This is a genomic window from Elusimicrobiota bacterium (assembly GCA_016706425.1).
Classification (GTDB): Bacteria; Elusimicrobiota; Elusimicrobia; order FEN-1173; family FEN-1173; genus JADJJR01.
The window spans coordinates 496,228-513,851 of the sequence record JADJJR010000001.1 but is presented as its reverse complement, the minus strand read 5'-3'; the positions used below and the strand labels follow the sequence as shown (position 1 = coordinate 513,851).

The following is a 17,624-nucleotide window of genomic DNA, read 5'->3' as shown; positions in this document are numbered from 1 at the left end:
AATGTGCCGAGGGTCAGAATCGAACTGACGACACCAGGTTTTTCAGACCTGTGCTCTACCGACTGAGCTACCTCGGCCGCGATCGCATTATAGCAAAGCCGGGCCGGTTCCGCCGACACCCAAGGCCCCCGCCCCGGGCCGGGACTCCCTCTAACGAAGCTCGAAACCGCGGAAAATTTGTTCGGCGGGAACGAGGGATTCAAAGGCCCGGTCCGGTTTGGCGGCGAACAAAACCGCCCACCCGGCCCCGTCCCGGACCAAAAAGAGGCCCCGGAACACGTAAAGGCCGCCCAGGGCGCTCGGTCCGGCGAATTGGCCCAGGTAACCGTACCCGGCGGGGTAAAGGACGGGACGCCCCTGGAGGAACCGCCACTTCCGGTCTTCGGAGAATTTTTTTGCGAATTCTTCGGGGGTCAAGGTCTCGGTCAGGACCTCCCGTCGGAGCTCGCCAAAGGCCTCGCCGCCGTCCCGACGGAACGCCACCAGGGTGGTCGCGCCCACCGGTTCCCAGGAAAACCCCTCCGGGATCGTCAGCACCACGCCCTGTTGCGCCAGCTCGAACCGTCGCCCCTTGATTTCCCCCCGTTCTTCGGGCTTCAAGCGGGGCAAGCGGCTCTTGAGCTCCCGGTAAACGCGCTCGCCGCGCTCGGTTTCCCGCCTGAAAAAATACGGCCTGTTGAGATAGGCTTTGGCTTCCCGAATGCGTTGTTCGGTGGGCGGGTGGGAGCGCAGGTAGGGTTCCCACTCATCGGGCCCTTCTTTTTTCTCCAGGGTCGCCAAACGCTCAAAGAAACTCAGGGCCGCCTCCGGGTCGTAGCGCGCCGAAAGCATGTAACGCAGCCCCACCCGGTCGGCCTCCAACTCGTGCTCCCGACTGTACCCCAACAAGTAAAGGCCGGTGAACAGTTGCCCGGTCTGCATCACCAGGAGCATGGCTTCGGGGCCGAGGCTCACCCCCGAGGCGATGGCCCCGAGGGTCGTCAGGGTGCCCATCCCCATTTGGCGTTGGATCATCCCGATGGAATGCCAACCCGCCACGTGCACGATCTCGTGGGCCAGCACCGACGCCAACTCCGCCTCGTTTTCAACCTCCTCCAACAAACCCCGCGTCACGAAAATGTAGCCGCCGGGGGCGGCGAAGGCGTTGACCAAATCGGCGTCGAGCACCGTGAACTCGTAGGGAAGGCGCGGTCGATCGCTGACGGCCACGAGACGGCGGCCCAGGTTGGCGACGTATTGGCGCACCACCGGGTCTTTGATTTCGCCGTATTCCTTGAGAAGGTTTTTTTTGGTCTCCGCGCCGATTTGCCGCTCGGTGGCTTCGGAAATGAGTTTGGTTTGCGCCCGGTTGGTGACGGGGTTGCGGGCGCAGGCGGAAAGGGCGAGCGTCCCCACGACGAGGAGGCGCAGGGCGAAACGGGGGCGGTTCAATTTTTATTGAACCGCGCGGGATCGATCCAACGGTCGAGGCTGAAGCGCGCCTCGCGGTCCCAGGCCGCCAAAACGCACAGGGCCCCCAGAACGATGTCCATGACCAGGGTTTGCGCCGGCCGCAGGGCCGGGCCGAGGCGACCGAAACAGCCGCAGTCGTTCATGGGCAATTGGCGGAGCAAGGACTGCGCCAGGAAAACGATGAAGGCCCCGTACAGGACCGCCGCGGCCGTCGCCGCGCGACGCACGCCGAACCCCGTCAACAGGCAAAGACCGACCCACATTTCCACCCAGGGCACCCCCCGGGCCAAGGGCACAAGCAAGGCCGGCGGCAGGATCCAATAATCGGACAGCAGGGCGGCGAATTCCTCGGGGGGCCGGATGGCCTTCAGAAATCCGGAAAACACCAGAACGGCTCCCGGCAAAATCCGAAGGACGGCCGCCGCCAAACCCACCCCGGTGCGGACGCGCGGGGTCATTGGTCCAGCGCCCACTGCACGAACCGGGGGCCCAGGGAAGCGATTTGGGAGGACCCCACCAGCATCCGGTCTTTCACAAACACCGTCGGCGTGGCGGGGATGGCGATCCGGTCGGCGGTTTCCCGGTCCTGACGGACGCGGTCGGCGGTCAACGTCCCGTCCATGTCCGCCGTGAAGCGCGCCGCGTCGAGGCCGAGGTCCCGGGCGTAGGCCAACAGAAAAGGGCGCGGGTCGTGCCCCGCCACCGGCGGGTGGGGCGCCCACTCTTTTTGGCGTTCAAACAACCGCTCCGCGTATTCCCAAAACTTGCCCTGGAGCCCGGCCGCCTCGGCGGCCCGGGCCGCGGGAACCGCGTGCGCGTGCTGGCGGAGCGGCGCGTGGTGAAACACCAGGGCGATCCGGTCGGGGGCGGCGTTCTGGAGATTTTTAATATCGGTCTGGGCTTGGGCGCACTTGGGGCACTCGAAATCCGAGAACTCCTCCAAGACGACCGTCGCGTTGGGGGGGCCCAACCAACGGTAGGGGGGCGCGCCCGAGGCGACGGACGGGGTCTGCCGCCCGATCGCCACGGCGACGGCCAGGGTGGTCAAGAGCCCCGCCGCGGTCGCGGCGCGGCGAACGCGCGGGGTCACGCCTTGGCCTTGTAAATGTAATCCCCCGCACGGCATTTGCCGATCGCCTTGATGCCCACGGAATCCCCGGCGGCCGCCGCCGCCACGGGCGCGTGGTCGATCTGGAGGGATTCCACGGTTTCGGCCATGTCGGTGGTGTGGCCGCGCACGTGAATCTTGTCCCCCACGGCGAGCGCGGCCTTGAGCGTGGCCGCGATCACCCCGACATGGGAAAAATAGTCTTCGACCACGCCGATCCATGTTTCGCCGGCCAAGGGTTGGCGCCAGGGCAGAACGGCGGCCTCCGCCACGGCGGTCTTGCGCGCCGGCTTCGCGGCGCGGGCCGCGGTCTTTTTCGCCGGGGTTTTCTTCGTCTTCTTCGCCGCGGGCTTTTTCGCGCGGGCGACGGCCTTTTTCACCGCTTTTTTCTTCGGGGCCGAACGTCGAACCGTTTTTTTCTTTTGGGGCGCCATGGGTCCTCCTTCAATCGATCGTATCCATGATTTTAAACAAAGCGGAGGGCGTTTCGCAAACAACAAAAGATATAATGGCGCCGCGTCGCCCCAGGGAGGCACGATGAATCCGGTGTTCCTCAAGACCACGGGCCTTTTGATCGGCTCCAACCTGTTCATGACCTTCGCGTGGTACGCCCATTTGAAGGACATGGCCCACCGCCCTTGGTTTTTCGTCGCCCTGGTCAGTTGGGGCGTCGCGTTTTTTGAATACTGCCTGCAAGTGCCCGCCAATCGAATCGGCCACGGGGCGATGCCCCTTCCCCAACTCAAAATCCTCCAGGAAGTCGTGAGTTTGACGGTCTTTGTCCCCTTCACGGTCTATTACATGGGCCAGCCCCTCAAATGGAATTACGTGTGGGCCGGCCTTTGCGTTCTGGGCGCCGTCTACTTTATTTTTCGCGGCTGAGAGGAAATCCATGCCATTGATCGCCTGGTCGGACAAATTCGCCACGGGTTACAAGACCATCGACGCTCAACACCAGGAATTATTCCGCCGCCTTAACGCCCTTCACGACGCGCTGGTGGATCCCGCGGAGAAGGAGGTTGTCCCGAAAACCCTGGCGTTTTTGGCCTCCTACACCCGCATCCACTTCCACGAAGAGGAAAAACAGATGCGCGCGGCCGGCTATCCCGGACTCGAGGCCCACCGCGCGCTCCACAACGATTTCGCCGAGCGCGTCCAGCGTTTCATCGAGCTGCACGCCGAAGGGCTGATCATCCTGACGACGGAGCTGACGCTTTTCGTCTCGGATTGGATCACCCACCACATCATCGAGCAGGACACCCAGTTCACCGATTGGCTTAAGGATCAGGACCGGCTCCCCGAACCGGCGCCCTGACCCCCTCTCAGCGCCCCCGCGGTTTCAAATTCTTCATCGTGTAATCCGCCCCCATGCCCATTTGGGTCGCGGCCCCGTCGAGGACCTCTTGAAGTTCGGCGGACGTCACACCGGGGCCGGGCTTGACCCGAAACCGCAACGCCCGGGGGATCGGGTCGACGGCCACGGCCGTCAGGCGCTTGTCTTTTTCCAGACGGCTTTGGACCCATTCGGCGCACCCGCCGCAGACGAAGGCGGGGAGCGTCGCCCCGTATTCCCCCGGCGCGAGCGGCGCCGCTTTTTTCACGGGCGCCGCGACGGCGGTCATCCCCCCCAACAACAACGTTCCCCACAGAACGCGCTTTTTCATGCGTTGTCTCCTTTGCGTCGTTTCCACAGCAGGTAAAGCGGCGGGTACACCAACAATTCCAGGACGAAACTCGTCGCGAGGCCACCGACGAGCGGCGCGGCGACGCGCTTCATCATATCGGCCCCGGTGCCGGAACTGAACATGATGGGCAACAGACCGACCATGGACGTCAGGACCGTCATGAGTTTGGGGCGGATGCGCTTGACGGCGCCGTGCACGAGGGCCTCCTCCAGAGCGCCGGGGCGTCCCAGGCCCCCGCGCTTTTTGGCGTCTTCGTACGAAAGGTCCAAGTAAAGGAGCATGAAAACCCCGGTTTCGGCGTCCAGGCCCAACAGCGCGATGAGCCCCACTCCCACGGCGATGGACAGGTTGTAATCCAACGCCCAAAGCAACCACACCGCGCCGACCATGGAAAACGGCACGGCCAACAGAACGATCCAGGTCTTGGCGGCGGAACCCGTGTTCATGTAGAGCAGGACGAAAATCAGGAAGAGCGTCACGGGGACCACGATTTTGAGCCGTTGTCGCACCCGCAACATATTTTCGTATTGCCCGCTCCAAACCAAGGCGATCCCCGGGGGCAAGGACAGCCCCTCGTCCACCCGTTTCTTCGCGGCCTCGACGTACCCGCCCACGTCGCGGCCCTCGATATCGACGTAAACGTAGCCCGCCAATTGCCCGTCCTCGTCGCGGATCATGGCGGGTCCCGCCACCAGGCGGAACTCCGCCAATTGGCCCAGGGGCACCTGGGCCCCGGACATCGCGGTCACGAGCACCCTCTTCAATTTGGGCAAATCATCGCGGAATTCCCGGGCGTAGCGCACGCTCACCCCGTAACGTTCGCGGCCCTCGATGGTCGTCGTGACGGTCTCCCCACCGACCGCCGACATCAACACCCTTTGCGCCTCCTCCACGGTGAGCCCGAAACGGGCCAGCCGGTCCCGCCGCAGGTCCACATCGAGGAAGTAACCGCCCGCGGCCCGCTCGGCGTAGACGCTGCGCGTGCCCGGGACGGCGGGCAGCAACCGCTCGAGTTCGGCCCCCACTTTTTCGATTTTTCCCAGGTCGTCGCCGAACACCTTGATCCCCACGGGCGTGCGAACGCCGGTGGTGAGCATGTCGATGCGGGCCTTGATCGGCATCGTCCAGGCGTTGACCACCCCGGGCAACTTGAGGGCCTTGTCCAGCGCGGCGACCAACCGATCCAATTCCCCGCCGAATTCCTTTCGCCATTTTCCCTTGGGCTGGAGGACCACCGTCGTCTCCATCATGGAAAAGGGCGCGGGGTCCGTGGCGGTCTCGGCGCGCCCCGCCTTGCCGAGCACCCGGTCGACTTCGGGAAAGCTTTTGAGGATTTTGTCCTGGGTCTGCAGCAGCCGCTGGGCCTCGGTGACGGAAATCCCCGGCATCGTGGTCGGCATGTAAAGCAGGACGCCCTCATTCAAGGGCGGCATGAACTCGGACCCGAGCTTGAAAAAAACCGGCGCCGTCGCCGCCATCAACAGGAGCGCGGCCCCGAGCGTGCGCATGGGATGCCGCAGGGTCCATCGGCAGACGGGGTCGTAAAGGGCGAAGAGGCGCCGGCTGACGGGGTGTTTCTCCTCCGGGTAATAGGTCCCGACCGTCACGGCGTTCGCGATCCGGGCGGCCCAGGCCGGTTTGAACCGCCAGGGGTTCATGCGCGTGAAGAGCATGCGCATGGCCGGGTCGAGAGTGATCGCCAGGACCGCCGCCAGGAACATCGTCAGGTTCTTCGTGGTGGCCAGGGGTTTAAAGAGCCGCCCCTCCTGGTCCACCAAGGTGAAGATGGGGAGGAAGGCCACCGCGATCACGAGCAGGGAAAAGAACACCGACGGACCCACTTCCTGGAGCGCGGCCAAACGCACGGCGTGAAAGTCCCCCTTCCGTCCTCCGGCCTCCCATTCCTCGAGACGCTTGTAGGCGTTTTCCACCTCGACGATGGCCCCGTCCACGAGGACCCCGATGGAGATGGCGATGCCGGCCAGGGACATGATGTTGGTCGTGAGCCCCAAGCCGTACATGGGGATGAAAGCCAGCAACACGCTCACCGGGATGGTGAGGATGGGCACGAGCGCCGACGGAATGTGCCAGAGGAACAGGAGGATCACCACGCTCACGACGATCATGGCCAGGACCAATTCGTGCGTGAGGGTGTCGATGGCCCGGTGAATGAGATCCGACCGGTCGTAGACGGGAACGATCTCCATCCCTTCGGGGAGGGACGCCTTCACATCCCGGATCTTGGCCTTCACCCGGTCAATCACGTTGAGGGCGTTTTCCCCCGAGCGCATGACCACGATCCCGCCCACGGTTTCCCCCAGACCGTCCAGGTCGGCCACCCCCCGGCGGATGTCGGGCCCCACGACCACGCGGGCGACATTTTTCACCAACACCGGCGTGCCGTCCGCGCCCCGCCCCACCGCGATGTTTTCAATGTCGGCGACCCCCCGGGCGTAACCCCGCCCGCGGACCATGTATTCCGCGCCGGCGAATTCCACCAGCCGGGCCCCGACATCGTTGTTGCCCTGGCGCACGGCCTCGACGACCTTCAGGAGCGGCACCCCGTGGGCCGCCAGGGCGTGGGGGTTCACGTTCACCTGGTATTGTTTTTGAAAGCCCCCCAGGGACGCCACCTCGGCCACGCCCGGCACCGATTGCAACCAATAGCGGAGGGTCCAGTCCTGGAAACCCCGCAGCTGGGCCAGGTCGTGCCGACCGGTTTTATCGACGAGGGCGTATTGGTACACCCACCCCACGCCGGTGGCGTCGGGGCCCAGCTCCGTCTTGACCCCGTCGGGCAGGCGCGACTGGATCTTCGACAAATATTCCAACACGCGGCTCCGCGCCCAATAGAGATCGGTCCCGTCTTGGAAGATCACGTAGACGTAGGAAAACCCGAAATCCGAGAACCCGCGCACCGCCTTCACCCGGGGGGCGCCCAAAAGGGAGGACACGATGGGGTAGGTGACCTGGTCCTCAATGATGTCCGGGCTTCGGTCCCATTGGGAATAGACGATGACCTGTGTGTCCGACAAATCGGGCAACGCGTCCAGGGGCACGTTCTTGACGCACCAGGTGGCCGCCAGGGCCCCGATCAAGGTCAGGAGAAGGACCAGAAACTTGTTGTGGGCCGAAAAAGCGATGATTTTATTAATCATGGGCGTGTCCGCCGGTCGCCGGGCCCACCACCGCCTTGAGCCGCGATTCCGAGTCGATCAGGAATTGGGCCGACGCCACCACCTCGTCCCCGTCCGCCACCCCCGCCAACACCTCGAAGGCGTCCTCCCCCTCGCGGCCGAGCGTGACTTCGCGGGGCCTGTAATGCCCCGGGGCGGTCTTGACGTAGACAAGGCGGCGCAGACCCGTGTCGATCACGGCCTCCTTGGGCAGGACGCGGCGCTTTCCCAGGGAGACATGGAGGACCGCCTCGAGGAACATTTCCGGCCGCAGGCGCTCCGCCCCCGCGGCGACGCGCACGCGCGCCCGCAAGGTCCGCGTCGCCGGGTCCACCACCCGGTCGAGGGACTCCACCCGGCCCCTCAAGGTTTCGCCTGGCAGCGCGGGGGAGGTCAAGTCCACGGATTGGCCGGGCTTGACGACCCCCGCCTCGTCCTCGTAAACCTGGACGTACACGAGCCCCGGCCCCGTGCCGGCCAGAAGACCCGCGCCCCCCGCCCGGGCCATGCGGTCCATTTGTCCCTCGGTCAGGCCGAATTGGGCCAGCCGCAGGCGCGATGAGCGCAACAATTCCTCGGCGCGCGCGCCGTCCCGTTCCCGGGTGGCGAGCACCTCGCGGTGTTCCGCCAAAGCGGCGAAGAGATCCGGGTCGTGGGAGACCCGGGCGCTGGCCCGCACCCACAATTCGAGGTCCCGGGTTTCCACCGGGGCCGTCCGTACGCCGATCCACTGTTCCTTGTCGGCGGGAACGAAGACCTCGGCGCGGTCCGCCATCGCCGGCGCGCCGTCGGCCGCGGGGGCCGCCGGTTCGATGGGCACCAGGCTCATGTGGCAGATGGGGCATTCCCCGGGCCGGTCCGACGTGTACGTCGGATGCATGGGGCAGTGGACCATCGCTTTTTTAACGTCGCTGGGGGCGGACGCCGGCGCGCAGGCCGTGAAAAGAACGGCGCCCGTCAGCAATCCCATCGCCAATATCAAGGTTTTCATCGTCGATCTCCTGTCGGTAAAGGGTCCAAGGGGGCGCCCGCGGCGACTTCCAACATGCCCCAATGGCGCGCGTATTCGTGGAGCGCGTCTTGGTGTTCCACCTCCGCCTGCGACGCGCTCCGCAACGCCTCCAGCATGCGGAGAAAGTCGGCGCGGCCGGCTTCGTATTGACGGCGGGTCAAGGCGAGGGCGCTGCGGGACGCGGGCAGAATGTCCCGCTCGTAGGACCGGACCGCGTCCAGGCGCGTCCGGACTTCGGTGTGCTCCGTCCGGACATCCCGGGCAACCTCGTTTTGCATGGCCGCCCGCTCAGCCTCGGCCGCCGCGGTCCGGGCGCCCGCCGCGCGGTTTGCCCCCCGCGGCGCGCCCCACAGCGGCAGCATCAAGGAGACGCCGGCTTCCCGCCCCCGCGCGTCGTCCATGCGCTGTTCGTCCCACATGAGACCGATGTCCGGCGCCCAATCGAGGCGGGCCCGCGTTTTTTCGAGGTCGCCGCCGTGCGCCCGGGCGCGGGCCGCGGCCAGGGAGGGGTTCTCGCGCCCGGCCCGTTCCAACAGAACGTCCACGGCGGGCGGTTCGGCCAGGGGGCTCGGCTCGATGGACCAGGGCGCGGTGCACGGCCGCCCCGCAAGCGCGTTCAATCGGAACAACGCCGTGTCCCGTTCCAGCCGTTCCATGCGGATCATGTTGTCCATGCGGCCGCGTTCGGCCTCCAGCGCATAGAGGTCCAGGACCGGCCCGCCGCCGGTTTCCATGCCGCCCCGAACGCCCGCGACCCGCCCCCGCAAGGACGCCATAAGCCCGCTCACAAGATCTCGCTGTTCCGTCCAACGGGCGATGACCGCGTCCCCCCGGGCGACCCGTGCGGCCAGGGCCCGGGCTTCGGCCCGCAGCGCGAGGGCCTGTTGACGAACCCCAGCGTCGGCGGCCCGCGCCCCCTGCCGCGCCACCGCCGCTTCCAGGGACTTTTTTCCGGGGAAAGGCACCGTTTGCGACGTGCGCCAATGGGTCATGCGGTCGCCGGCGGGGGTTTTCTCCCAGGCGCGCCCGACCTCCGGATCGGGCCACGTCCCCCGGGCCCGCGCCTCCGCCGCCAGGGCCCGCGCTTCGGCCCGCAGGGCGGCCAGACCCGGGTTCGCCGCCTCGACCTCGATCAGAACGGTCTCCAACGGGACAGCCCCTAGGGACCGAACCCCGCACGGCAGGAAAAGAAAAAGGAAAATCCAATGTTTCATCGCACGCTCCTATGGAAAAGGTGATCCCAGCGGGGCGGGCGAAAATTATTTAGGGATGTGGAAGAAAAGCCCGGGCCCCGGCGTTAGGCCGAGGCGGGCGGGGCGCGAAGGGAAAAGGCGAGACGAAACCCGGCGGAGACGCCGGGCGGGGGGTGAAAAAAAACGGCGTCAACGACCCGATCAAAGATCGGTCCGGGCTCCACCGTTTCCAGAGTCCGGCCCACCCACAGAGCGGTGGGCGCCGGGAGCGCGGGAGGAAGAACGGCGGAACGTTCCGCCTCGGGGACCAGACAACAAACCATTTGGTCACAGGGCGTGGCGGAGGGGTTTTGTCGCGCGGCCCGATGACAGGGCGGGAGGTCGGTTTCGGCCGCGCGGGCCACGGGCCGACCGTGGGCGCTGGGGCAGACCTTCCCCGGGAGGGCGAAGGCCCCCACGAGGAACACAGCGGTTAAGACGCTCCCGGCGAATCGTTTCATCCTCTTAATTATGCATCCCTTTCGTTAAAACCGCAATTCTTCCGTCGATGGAGGCGGGGCTGGCGAAGGAGGGGCCGCCGGAACCGCGGGGCGGCCGCCGGTCGGCACCGTGAAGCGCCGGGAAATTCCCACCACCCAGCGGGTGGCGTGAAAGGAAAAATCAATTCGGCGGTGTATGGACGGAAAAATGTAGCTGAGGACTTCGTCGTCCTCGCCCGAGAGCGTGCCGGGGCGGACTTCGGCGAAGAGGAAGAGGTTCGGTGTCAGCGCCCCCGCGGCCCCCAAGGCGAAGTAGGCGCCCGTGGGCGGTTTTTCCCCGTAATCGTCGCCGGCCATGCCGCTCCATCCCAAGGCGCTGGAATCGAGCTGAAGGCGGGTGAAAGTGATGCTTAGACCCCCCAAAGCGTAGGGTTGCAGGCGCCCGTGCGGGTATTTGGCGTTGGCAAACAGGCGGGCGCGCCCGGCCACAAAAAACGACAGGGGCAGGACAAGGGCCTCGACGCCTTCCCCCTCGAGCTTGCCGTGGGACAGCTCCATCCCGAGGCCGAAGTTCGGAGCGGTCTCGACCCAGCCCCCGGCACGGAAGCCGACGAGAGTTCCTTTTTTTAACGTGGTTTGTAACGAACCCGACGCGGTGGGGACGCCGTTGGTCTCTTCGACCCAATCGACGGAGGCGCGGCCGGTGTTGAGACCCCCGCCCAGAACATCGACAAACATTTCGGCGCGGGAGACCCCGGGGCTTGCCAACACCAACAGCGGGGCGAGGACCCAGGACCGCATGCCTCTATCATACCTCTTTGGCCCCGGGCGGGATGACGGGATTATTTTTCCACGGTCACTTGAAACGTCGGTTTGCCCGCCGCGCCGGCGGCGACCCAGGCGCCGATCAATGCGCCGGCGGCCGTGAAGGCCAAATCGCCCCAGGCCTGGACCACCGCCTCCCGCAGTTGGCCCCAAAAGAGGGCGGCGTTCCATTGGCCGTTTTCAAAGGAAGACCCCATCGCGACAAACGCGTACAGGGCGACCATCGCCCCGACCACGGACACTAAGGTGAAGGCCCCCGCCAGGAATTGAACCCCCCGGCCGCCCTTGCCCGCCGCCTTCGTGGTGCCCCAGCCGATGGCGCCGCCGATGGCGATGGCCAAAAGCCAAAACATGCGTTGGGTCCAAAAGAGAACGGCGTCCCACAACACCGCGCCGACAAGGGCCAGAACGCCCCCGACCAGGATCGCCCGCCCCCACCGCGTGGGCAGGGCGTCGTAGGCCTCTTGCAGGGCCCGGGCCTCGGTGTCGGCCTTCTGCAGGCACCCGGCGCAAATCCGGTCCACCACGCCGTTCACCAGCGCGACCTCGGGGGTCCCCTGGCCGCAGGCGCGGCAGGCGACCGCCGCCGCGCCCACGGCGGCTTTCACCTCGTCCAGGAGGGCCCGCACCCGCTGAACGAGCGATTCGGCCGAAGGCGTTCCAAAAGAGAAAGCCAACCCCAACGTGTAGACCAACAGACCGTTCTCCACTTTGACGTCGGACCCCTTGACCTTCGCCTCCGTGAGGGCGGAGGAGGTTTTCAGCCGTTCGACGACCAGAGCGTCTTTGGTCGGGGCGTCCCAGCGGACGATCAACTGGAACGCCTGGGAATCGCCTTTTTTTACAACGGACAATTGAACCGGGAACGAATCTTTGACGCCAAAAGGGACTCGGGCGTTCAAGCGGGGCGGCAGCCCCAGCAGTTGCCCCGCCTCCGCCACGCGATCTTCGAGCTTGCCCACGGAAACCTCCTGTGTGAAAAGGGTCTTCAAGCCTACACGGCGAAGCGTCGGTTTTCAACGCCTCGGACCTATCGGGAGAGACCCCGCCGTTCGACGCGATACTCCAACCAGGACTTCAGAACCAGGGACAACAACGCCCCGGCCACCAGCAACGACGCCACAGCGAAGGCCGCGGCGAACTGGTAGTCGTCGTAGAGCGATTCAATGTGCAGGGAAAGGGTGTTGGTCTTGCCCCGAATGTGACCGCTGACGACGGAGACGGCGCCGAACTCGCCCACCGCCCGGGCCGCCGACAACACCACGCCGTAGAGCAGGCCCCATTTGATTTTAGGCAAGGTGACGCGCCAAAACATTTGAACCCCGCTGGCCCCCAGGACATGCGCGGCCTCCTCCTCCTCGATGCCTTGGGTTTGCATGAGCGGGATGAGCTCGCGCGCGACGAAGGGCGCGGTGACGAACGCGGTCACCAGGATCACCCCCGGCACGGCGAAGACGATCTTGACGCCGTGGGACGCCAGCCAGGGGCCGAACCACCCATGGGTGCCGAACAACAACACGAACAAAAGGCCGGCGATGACCGGCGACACCGAAAAAGGCAGATCAATGAGCGTGACCAGGAGGTTTTTCCCGGGGAAGCGGAACCGCGTCACGGCCCAGGCCGCGGCCAGGCCGAACAGCGTGTTGAGTGGCACCGCCACGGCCGCGGCGGCCAGGGTCAAGCCGAGGGCCGCGCGCGTGTCCGGGTGAACCAGGGCCCCGACAAAAACCGCGGCCCCGCCGCCGAAAGCGTTGGCGAAAACGACCAACAGCGGCAGCGCCAGAAAAAGCCCCAAAAAGGCAAACACCACAACCAACACCAGACGACGGACCCAATGGCTGTCGTTCACGCGGACGCCCCCTGCCGCCGCCGGGCCCAGGCCTGGAGCGCGTTGATCGAAAAGAGCAGGACGAAGGACACCAGGAGAAGCACCGTTGCGAGCGCGGCCGCGCCGCCGGTGTCGTATTGCTCCAACCGGGTCATGATGAGGAGCGGGACGATCTCGGTTTTGAGCGGCATGTTCCCGGCGATGAAGATCACGCTGCCGTACTCGCCGATGCCCCGGGCCAAGGTCAACGCGAAACCGGTCAGGAGCGCGGGGACCAAGGGCGGGAACACCACCCGACGAAAGATCTGCCAGCGCCCGGCGCCGAGGGTGGAGGCGGCTTCCTCCATGTCGCGGTCCATGTCCTCCAGGACCGGCTGGAGCGTGCGCACGACAAAGGGCAGCCCGATGAACACGAGCGCGATGACGATGCCCGCGCGGGAGAAAGCGACGGGCAACCCCAAGGCCGCCAAAGGGCGGCCCAACCACCCCGTCGGGGCGCAAAGCTCGGTGAGGGTGATGCCGGCCACGGCGGTGGGCAGGGCGAAGGGCAGATCGATCAAACCATCGATGATTTTTTTCCCGGGGAAGCGGTAGCGCACCAACGCCCAGGCCGTCAGGCCGCCGAAAAACACGTTCAGGGCGGCCGCCAGCGCGGACGTCCCCACCGTGAGTCGAAAAGCGGCCAGGGCCCGGGGCGACCCCGCCGCCCGGGCGAAGGACTCCCACGGCAACGCGCCGGAGGTGGCGAAAAGAGCGGCCAAAGGCAACAACACCATCACGCCCAGATAAAAAACCGTGATTCCGAGAGAAAGGCCGAAACCGGGCAGGGGGGTTCGTTGCTTCAGCACAGGTCAACGCCGTCCGGGATCGAAAATTTCATCAAAGGTGCCGCCTTCGGAAAAATGGGTTCGCTGGGCCACCCGCCAACCGCCCCAGGCGTCGATGGACACCAGGCGGGTCCCGTCGACGGTTTTTTCTTCCCCCACGCGAAAATAATGCCGGCGCGCCAAGTCCGCCGCGGCGGGAGAGTGAAGGCCCTTCAAATAAGCTTCGGCCAGGTCCCGCGTGCCGCGGCGCGCCACAACGTCGTCCACCCAAGCGGCGCAGGGTTCCGCGCGGACGGAGATCGACGGCCGAACCAGTGCCCACCCCTCTTCGGGGAAGTCCCGTTGCAAGAGGAGGGCTTCGCTTTCCCAGGCGATGAGAGCGTCTCCCAGGCGACGGCGGCCGAAAGTCATGGCGGCGCCCCGAGCGCCGGAATCCAACACCGGCACGTTGCGGTAGAGGCGCGCGACGAACTCCCGCGCGCCGGCCTCGGTGTGAGCGCGGTCGAGGCCGAAGGCCCAGGCGGCCAGAAAATTCCAGCGGGCGCCGCCGGAGGTTTTGGGGTTGGGCGTGATCACCGACACCCCGGGACGGGCAAGATCCTCCCAGTCGCGAATGTTTTTCGGATTGCCCCGCCGCGTCAAGAACACGATGGTGGAATAATACGACACGCCCCCCGACGGGAGGCGCTCGCGCCAATTGGGCGCGATGTGGCCGGAGCGCTCCACGATGGCGTCGATGTCACCCGCCAGGGCGAGAGTGACGACGTCGGCCCCCAGGCCGTCGATGACGGCGCGGGCCTGTTTGCCCGATCCCCCGTGGGATTGGCGCACGACGACGGTTTCCCCGGTTTTTTCCCGCCAGTGGGTTTCAAACCAGCGGTTGTAGTCTTGGTAGAAAGCCCGGGTCGCGTCGTAGGAGGCGTTGAGGATCTCCCGGGACGGCGTCGCCGCCCCGGCGGGGAAGACGCCCGCCGTTAACGCCAACGCGACCCAGGTCCAGCGGAGCATTTAGAAAGAAACTTGCGCCCGCGTGAAGAACGCCCGTTCCACTCGACGGTCGGTGCCGGCGGTGGCGCCGCCGTCAAAAGACGTGCGGGTGAGGTTCAGTTGGACTTTGGCGTTGGCGCTCCAGTACCACGTGAGTCCTCCCGTCCAAGCGCGGGCCGCGGCGGCGGATTGATCGGGGTCGGCCGCGCCGGAATCAAACGTCGCTTTGTCCGCGCGAAAAGCGCTGGCGCGCGCGGCGGCTTCCCAGGCGCCCCACCCGCCGCGGCGGGGATCGAAAGGTCGGGCGGGTTTCACGCCCCGATCGGTCCGCGGTTCCCCGGTCAACACCCAGGCCGTCGTGACCTGCCAGGCCCGGTGCGTTAAATCGACGGCGACGGCCGTCACCGTGGAGCGGACGACCTGGCGGGCGGTCACGTGCTCCGCCCACAGGCCCATCGGCCCCATCCACCACGCCAGTTGGGGCGACAAACGGCGACGGTCGCCGGCGGCCACGTGGTCCGCCTTGTAGGAAAAGAAAACGTTTTGCCCCTCGGTCCGAAACGAGGGGAGGCGCGGCGCCGCGGTCGTGCCGTCTTCACGGCCGTGCGTGGCGGCCACGCCGACCGACAACGTCTTGAAAGAGCCCCCGGCGAAGGGCGTCCCCCACAGCCGGACGGAAACGTCCTTTCGCTCAGCGCCTTCCGCGTCGGCCGAGGCGCCGTCGACGGCGCCGTTCCCGTAGGACACCGCCGCCAAACCGCGGCCCGCCGGGAAATCCCGATAGAGTCCAAGGCCATTTTCGTACACCGGCGCCAACCCCGACGCGAGGCTTCGTTCCACGAACACCAGCCGCGCGCTGGACTGGATGGTCTCCAGGGCGAAGGGCGCTTTGAATCGGCCGAACCGCGCGCGCCAGCCGGGGGCGGGCTTGATATCCAGGTAGGCGTCGTCCAGGCTCGGCGACGCGGAGACCAAATTGGCCTGGACGCGCAGGTCCACGGCGCCCGGCAGGGCGACGTCCAAGGCCGGCCGAACCCGGCGAAGCAAAAACGTGTCCGTGAAAGACCGGGCGTCGTCGCTGAAATAAAAACGCCCATCGGCCTGCAGGTCACCGGACAGCTTGGTGGTGGTCTGGCCATCCGCGGATTTCACCGCCACGCCCTCGGGGCCCACCGCAAGGACCGGAGACGCCGCCAGGCGGTCTTCCAGGGCTTTCAGCCGTTGTTCCAGCGTGGGCTCCTCGGCGCGGAGAACCGCCGCCGACAGAGCCAGGAATCCCAGCCAAAAATGTCTTCGCATGAATCGCCTCCGATCGGGTGTCACAGCGAAAAATCGTTCCCGCGGGCGATGTGATAGACCGCGGTTTCCGCCCGCAGGTTGGCGGCCCAGCCCACGGGGCCGCGCGCCGTGAGCCCCCGCGCCGCGAGGACGCGGATCCCTTTTTCGGCGCAGAACTCCTCGAAGTCCCGCAGGCTCAAGAAGTGCATGTTGGGCGTGTTGTACCACCGATGGGGCAGGGCGGGGGAGACCGGGGTGCGGCCGCGAAAGAACACGTCGACGCGGGCTTTCCAGTGGCACATGTTGGGGAAGCCGACGATCACGTTTTTGCCCACCCGCAGGGCCTCTTTCAAGACGAAGGCGACGTTGCGGGTTTCCTGCATGGTCTGGTTCAAGATCACGAAATCAAAATCCCCGTCGGGGAACTCCCCCAGGCCGCTTTCGATGTCGCCGTGGTGGACCGACAGGCCTTTTTCCACACACTGGTAGATCGACTCTTCGCGCAGCTCGATGCCCTGGGCCTGGACGCCGCGCTCGCGCACCAGCACGGCCAGGAGGTCGCCGGTGCCGCAGCCCAGGTCCAACACCCGGGCGCCCTCTGTGACCAGCCCGGCGATGGCGACGTGGTCGGGGCGGACGTTCACGCGCCCTCCCGGGTTTTGGCCAGAAAGGATTTGATGAGGCGCGTTTGCTCGTCGTATTCCACCAGGAAGGCGTCGTGGCCGTAGGTGGAATGGACTTCCACGTAGGTGACGTCCCCCCGGTGCGCCCGCACAGCGGCGACGATGTCCCGGGATTGGTAGGACGGGTAGAGCCAGTCCGATTTGAAGGAGATCACCAAATAGCGCGGCACCGGCGCGCCGGGCTTGAACAGCTTTTCGCCCGAGAGATCGAAATAGTCCATGGCGCGGGTGACGTACAAATAGCTGTTGGCGTCGAAACGGCGAACGAAGTTGGCCCCACGGTAGCGGAGGTAGCCTTCGACCTCGAACTCGGCGTCGAAAGAAAATTTAAACCCCTCGTTTTTGAGGCGGCGTGAAAATTTCTCTTCCATGGATTGGTCGGACATGTAGGTGATGTGGCCGATCATGCGGGCGACGGCGAGGCCGCGTTCGGGCTGGCCGTGGTCGTAGTAATTGCCCCCCAGCCAATCCGGGTCGGCCATGACGGCTTGGCGCCCCACTTCATCGAAAGCGATTTGTTGGGGCGAGTGTTTGAGCGTGGTCGCGATGGGGATGACGCTCCGCACCCGGTCGGGGTAGGACGCCGCCCACTGCAAGGCCTGCATACCGCCCATGGACCCGCCCGACACCGCGAGCCAGGCGGGGACGCCGAGGTGGTCCATGAGCCGTCGCTGGGCCTCCACCATGTCGGCGATGGTGATGACGGGGAAGGTTATTCCGTAAGGTTTTCCTCCTAAAGCGGCGGACGCCGCCCCGGGACCGGTCGAGCCGCGACAGCCGCCGATGACGTTGGAGCAGACCACGAAATACTTGTCGGTGTCGAAGGCCTTGCCGGGCCCGACCAGGGGGTCCCACCAGCCGGGGCGGGGTTCGCCCGCGTGCAGGCCCGCCGCGTGGGCGTCCCCCGTGAGCGCGTGGAGCAGGAGCACCGCGTTCGATTTGTCCGGCGATAGCGCGCCGTAGGTTTCGTAGGCCAGGGTCACCGGGCCCAGGGTTTGGCCCGAGGCCAGGACCAGGGGGTCCCTTTCCCCGAACGTGAACGTTCGGGTTTCCACCACGCCCAACGCCGATACCGGCGCGGGGTCTGACAT

At 66.2% G+C, this 17,624-nt stretch carries 19 protein-coding genes and 1 tRNA gene; 2 read left to right on the top strand and 18 right to left on the bottom strand.

Annotated features, from left to right (window positions below; genetic code table 11):
- Nucleotides 1-4: 4 nt before the first annotated feature.
- From IPI56_02210 to IPI56_02190, 5 genes are all read right to left on the bottom strand, one after another.
- Nucleotides 5-77 (bottom strand) — tRNA-Phe (locus tag IPI56_02210).
- 73 nt (nt 78-150) lie between these two features.
- Entirely contained in the window at nt 151-1,431 is a 1,281-nt protein-coding gene (locus IPI56_02205; GenBank protein ID MBK7544556.1) for a M48 family metalloprotease, read from the bottom strand.
- Complete coding sequence (locus IPI56_02200) at nt 1,428-1,910, bottom strand: DoxX family membrane protein (protein ID MBK7544555.1); 483 nt, start codon at nt 1,908-1,910, stop codon at nt 1,428-1,430. Before IPI56_02200 ends, IPI56_02205 begins: the two co-directional genes overlap by 4 nt.
- Nucleotides 1,907-2,542, bottom strand: coding sequence for a thioredoxin domain-containing protein (locus tag IPI56_02195; GenBank protein ID MBK7544554.1), 636 nt, complete (start codon nt 2,540-2,542; stop codon nt 1,907-1,909). The genes IPI56_02200 and IPI56_02195 overlap by 4 nt, the downstream gene beginning before the upstream one ends.
- A complete protein-coding gene (locus tag IPI56_02190) occupies nt 2,539-2,832 on the bottom strand; it encodes a translation elongation factor-like protein (GenBank protein ID MBK7544553.1) in 294 nt (97 codons plus the stop codon). The genes IPI56_02195 and IPI56_02190 overlap by 4 nt, the downstream gene beginning before the upstream one ends.
- Nucleotides 2,833-3,097: 265 nt before the next feature.
- Between IPI56_02190 and IPI56_02185 the strand changes: the two genes are divergently transcribed.
- Complete coding sequence (locus tag IPI56_02185; protein ID MBK7544552.1) at nt 3,098-3,442, top strand: DMT family protein; 345 nt, start codon at nt 3,098-3,100, stop codon at nt 3,440-3,442.
- A 10-nt stretch (nt 3,443-3,452) separates the two neighbouring features.
- Nucleotides 3,453-3,875 (top strand): hemerythrin family protein, encoded by a 423-nt coding sequence (locus tag IPI56_02180; GenBank protein ID MBK7544551.1) that lies wholly within the window; start codon nt 3,453-3,455, stop codon nt 3,873-3,875.
- 7 nt (nt 3,876-3,882) lie between these two features.
- On the opposite strand, the gene IPI56_02175 is transcribed toward IPI56_02180, so the two are convergent.
- The 13 genes from IPI56_02175 to IPI56_02115 form a co-directional block, all read right to left on the bottom strand.
- Nucleotides 3,883-4,224 carry a hypothetical protein gene (locus IPI56_02175; GenBank protein MBK7544550.1) on the bottom strand — a complete coding sequence of 114 codons (342 nt, stop codon included), beginning with the start codon at nt 4,222-4,224 and terminating at the stop codon, nt 3,883-3,885.
- Entirely contained in the window at nt 4,221-7,403 is a 3,183-nt protein-coding gene (locus tag IPI56_02170; GenBank protein MBK7544549.1) for an efflux RND transporter permease subunit, read from the bottom strand. The genes IPI56_02175 and IPI56_02170 overlap by 4 nt, the downstream gene beginning before the upstream one ends.
- Nucleotides 7,396-8,412 (bottom strand): efflux RND transporter periplasmic adaptor subunit, encoded by a 1,017-nt coding sequence (locus IPI56_02165; protein MBK7544548.1) that lies wholly within the window; start codon nt 8,410-8,412, stop codon nt 7,396-7,398. Before IPI56_02165 ends, IPI56_02170 begins: the two co-directional genes overlap by 8 nt.
- On the bottom strand, nt 8,409-9,647 hold the full coding sequence (locus IPI56_02160) for a TolC family protein (GenBank protein MBK7544547.1): 1,239 nt from the start codon (nt 9,645-9,647) through the stop codon (nt 8,409-8,411). Before IPI56_02160 ends, IPI56_02165 begins: the two co-directional genes overlap by 4 nt.
- A gap of 83 nt (nt 9,648-9,730) precedes the next feature.
- Nucleotides 9,731-10,126 carry a hypothetical protein gene (locus tag IPI56_02155; GenBank protein MBK7544546.1) on the bottom strand — a complete coding sequence of 132 codons (396 nt, stop codon included), beginning with the start codon at nt 10,124-10,126 and terminating at the stop codon, nt 9,731-9,733.
- A gap of 24 nt (nt 10,127-10,150) precedes the next feature.
- Entirely contained in the window at nt 10,151-10,906 is a 756-nt protein-coding gene (locus IPI56_02150; protein MBK7544545.1) for a hypothetical protein, read from the bottom strand.
- A gap of 41 nt (nt 10,907-10,947) precedes the next feature.
- On the bottom strand, nt 10,948-11,892 hold the full coding sequence (locus IPI56_02145; GenBank protein ID MBK7544544.1) for a hypothetical protein: 945 nt from the start codon (nt 11,890-11,892) through the stop codon (nt 10,948-10,950).
- Nucleotides 11,893-11,960: 68 nt separating this feature from the next.
- Nucleotides 11,961-12,809 (bottom strand): sulfate ABC transporter permease subunit CysW, encoded by an 849-nt coding sequence (gene cysW, locus IPI56_02140; protein ID MBK7544543.1) that lies wholly within the window; start codon nt 12,807-12,809, stop codon nt 11,961-11,963.
- Nucleotides 12,776-13,606, bottom strand: a complete 831-nt coding sequence (gene cysT, locus IPI56_02135; GenBank protein ID MBK7544542.1) for a sulfate ABC transporter permease subunit CysT — start codon at nt 13,604-13,606, stop codon at nt 12,776-12,778. Before cysT ends, cysW begins: the two co-directional genes overlap by 34 nt.
- 3 nt (nt 13,607-13,609) lie before the next feature.
- Nucleotides 13,610-14,593 (bottom strand): sulfate ABC transporter substrate-binding protein, encoded by a 984-nt coding sequence (locus tag IPI56_02130; protein MBK7544541.1) that lies wholly within the window; start codon nt 14,591-14,593, stop codon nt 13,610-13,612.
- Nucleotides 14,594-15,871 carry a porin gene (locus IPI56_02125; protein ID MBK7544540.1) on the bottom strand — a complete coding sequence of 426 codons (1,278 nt, stop codon included), beginning with the start codon at nt 15,869-15,871 and terminating at the stop codon, nt 14,594-14,596.
- 20 nt (nt 15,872-15,891) lie between these two features.
- Entirely contained in the window at nt 15,892-16,494 is a 603-nt protein-coding gene (gene metW, locus IPI56_02120; GenBank protein MBK7544539.1) for a methionine biosynthesis protein MetW, read from the bottom strand.
- Complete coding sequence (locus IPI56_02115) at nt 16,491-17,624, bottom strand: homoserine O-acetyltransferase (GenBank protein ID MBK7544538.1); 1,134 nt, start codon at nt 17,622-17,624, stop codon at nt 16,491-16,493. Before IPI56_02115 ends, metW begins: the two co-directional genes overlap by 4 nt.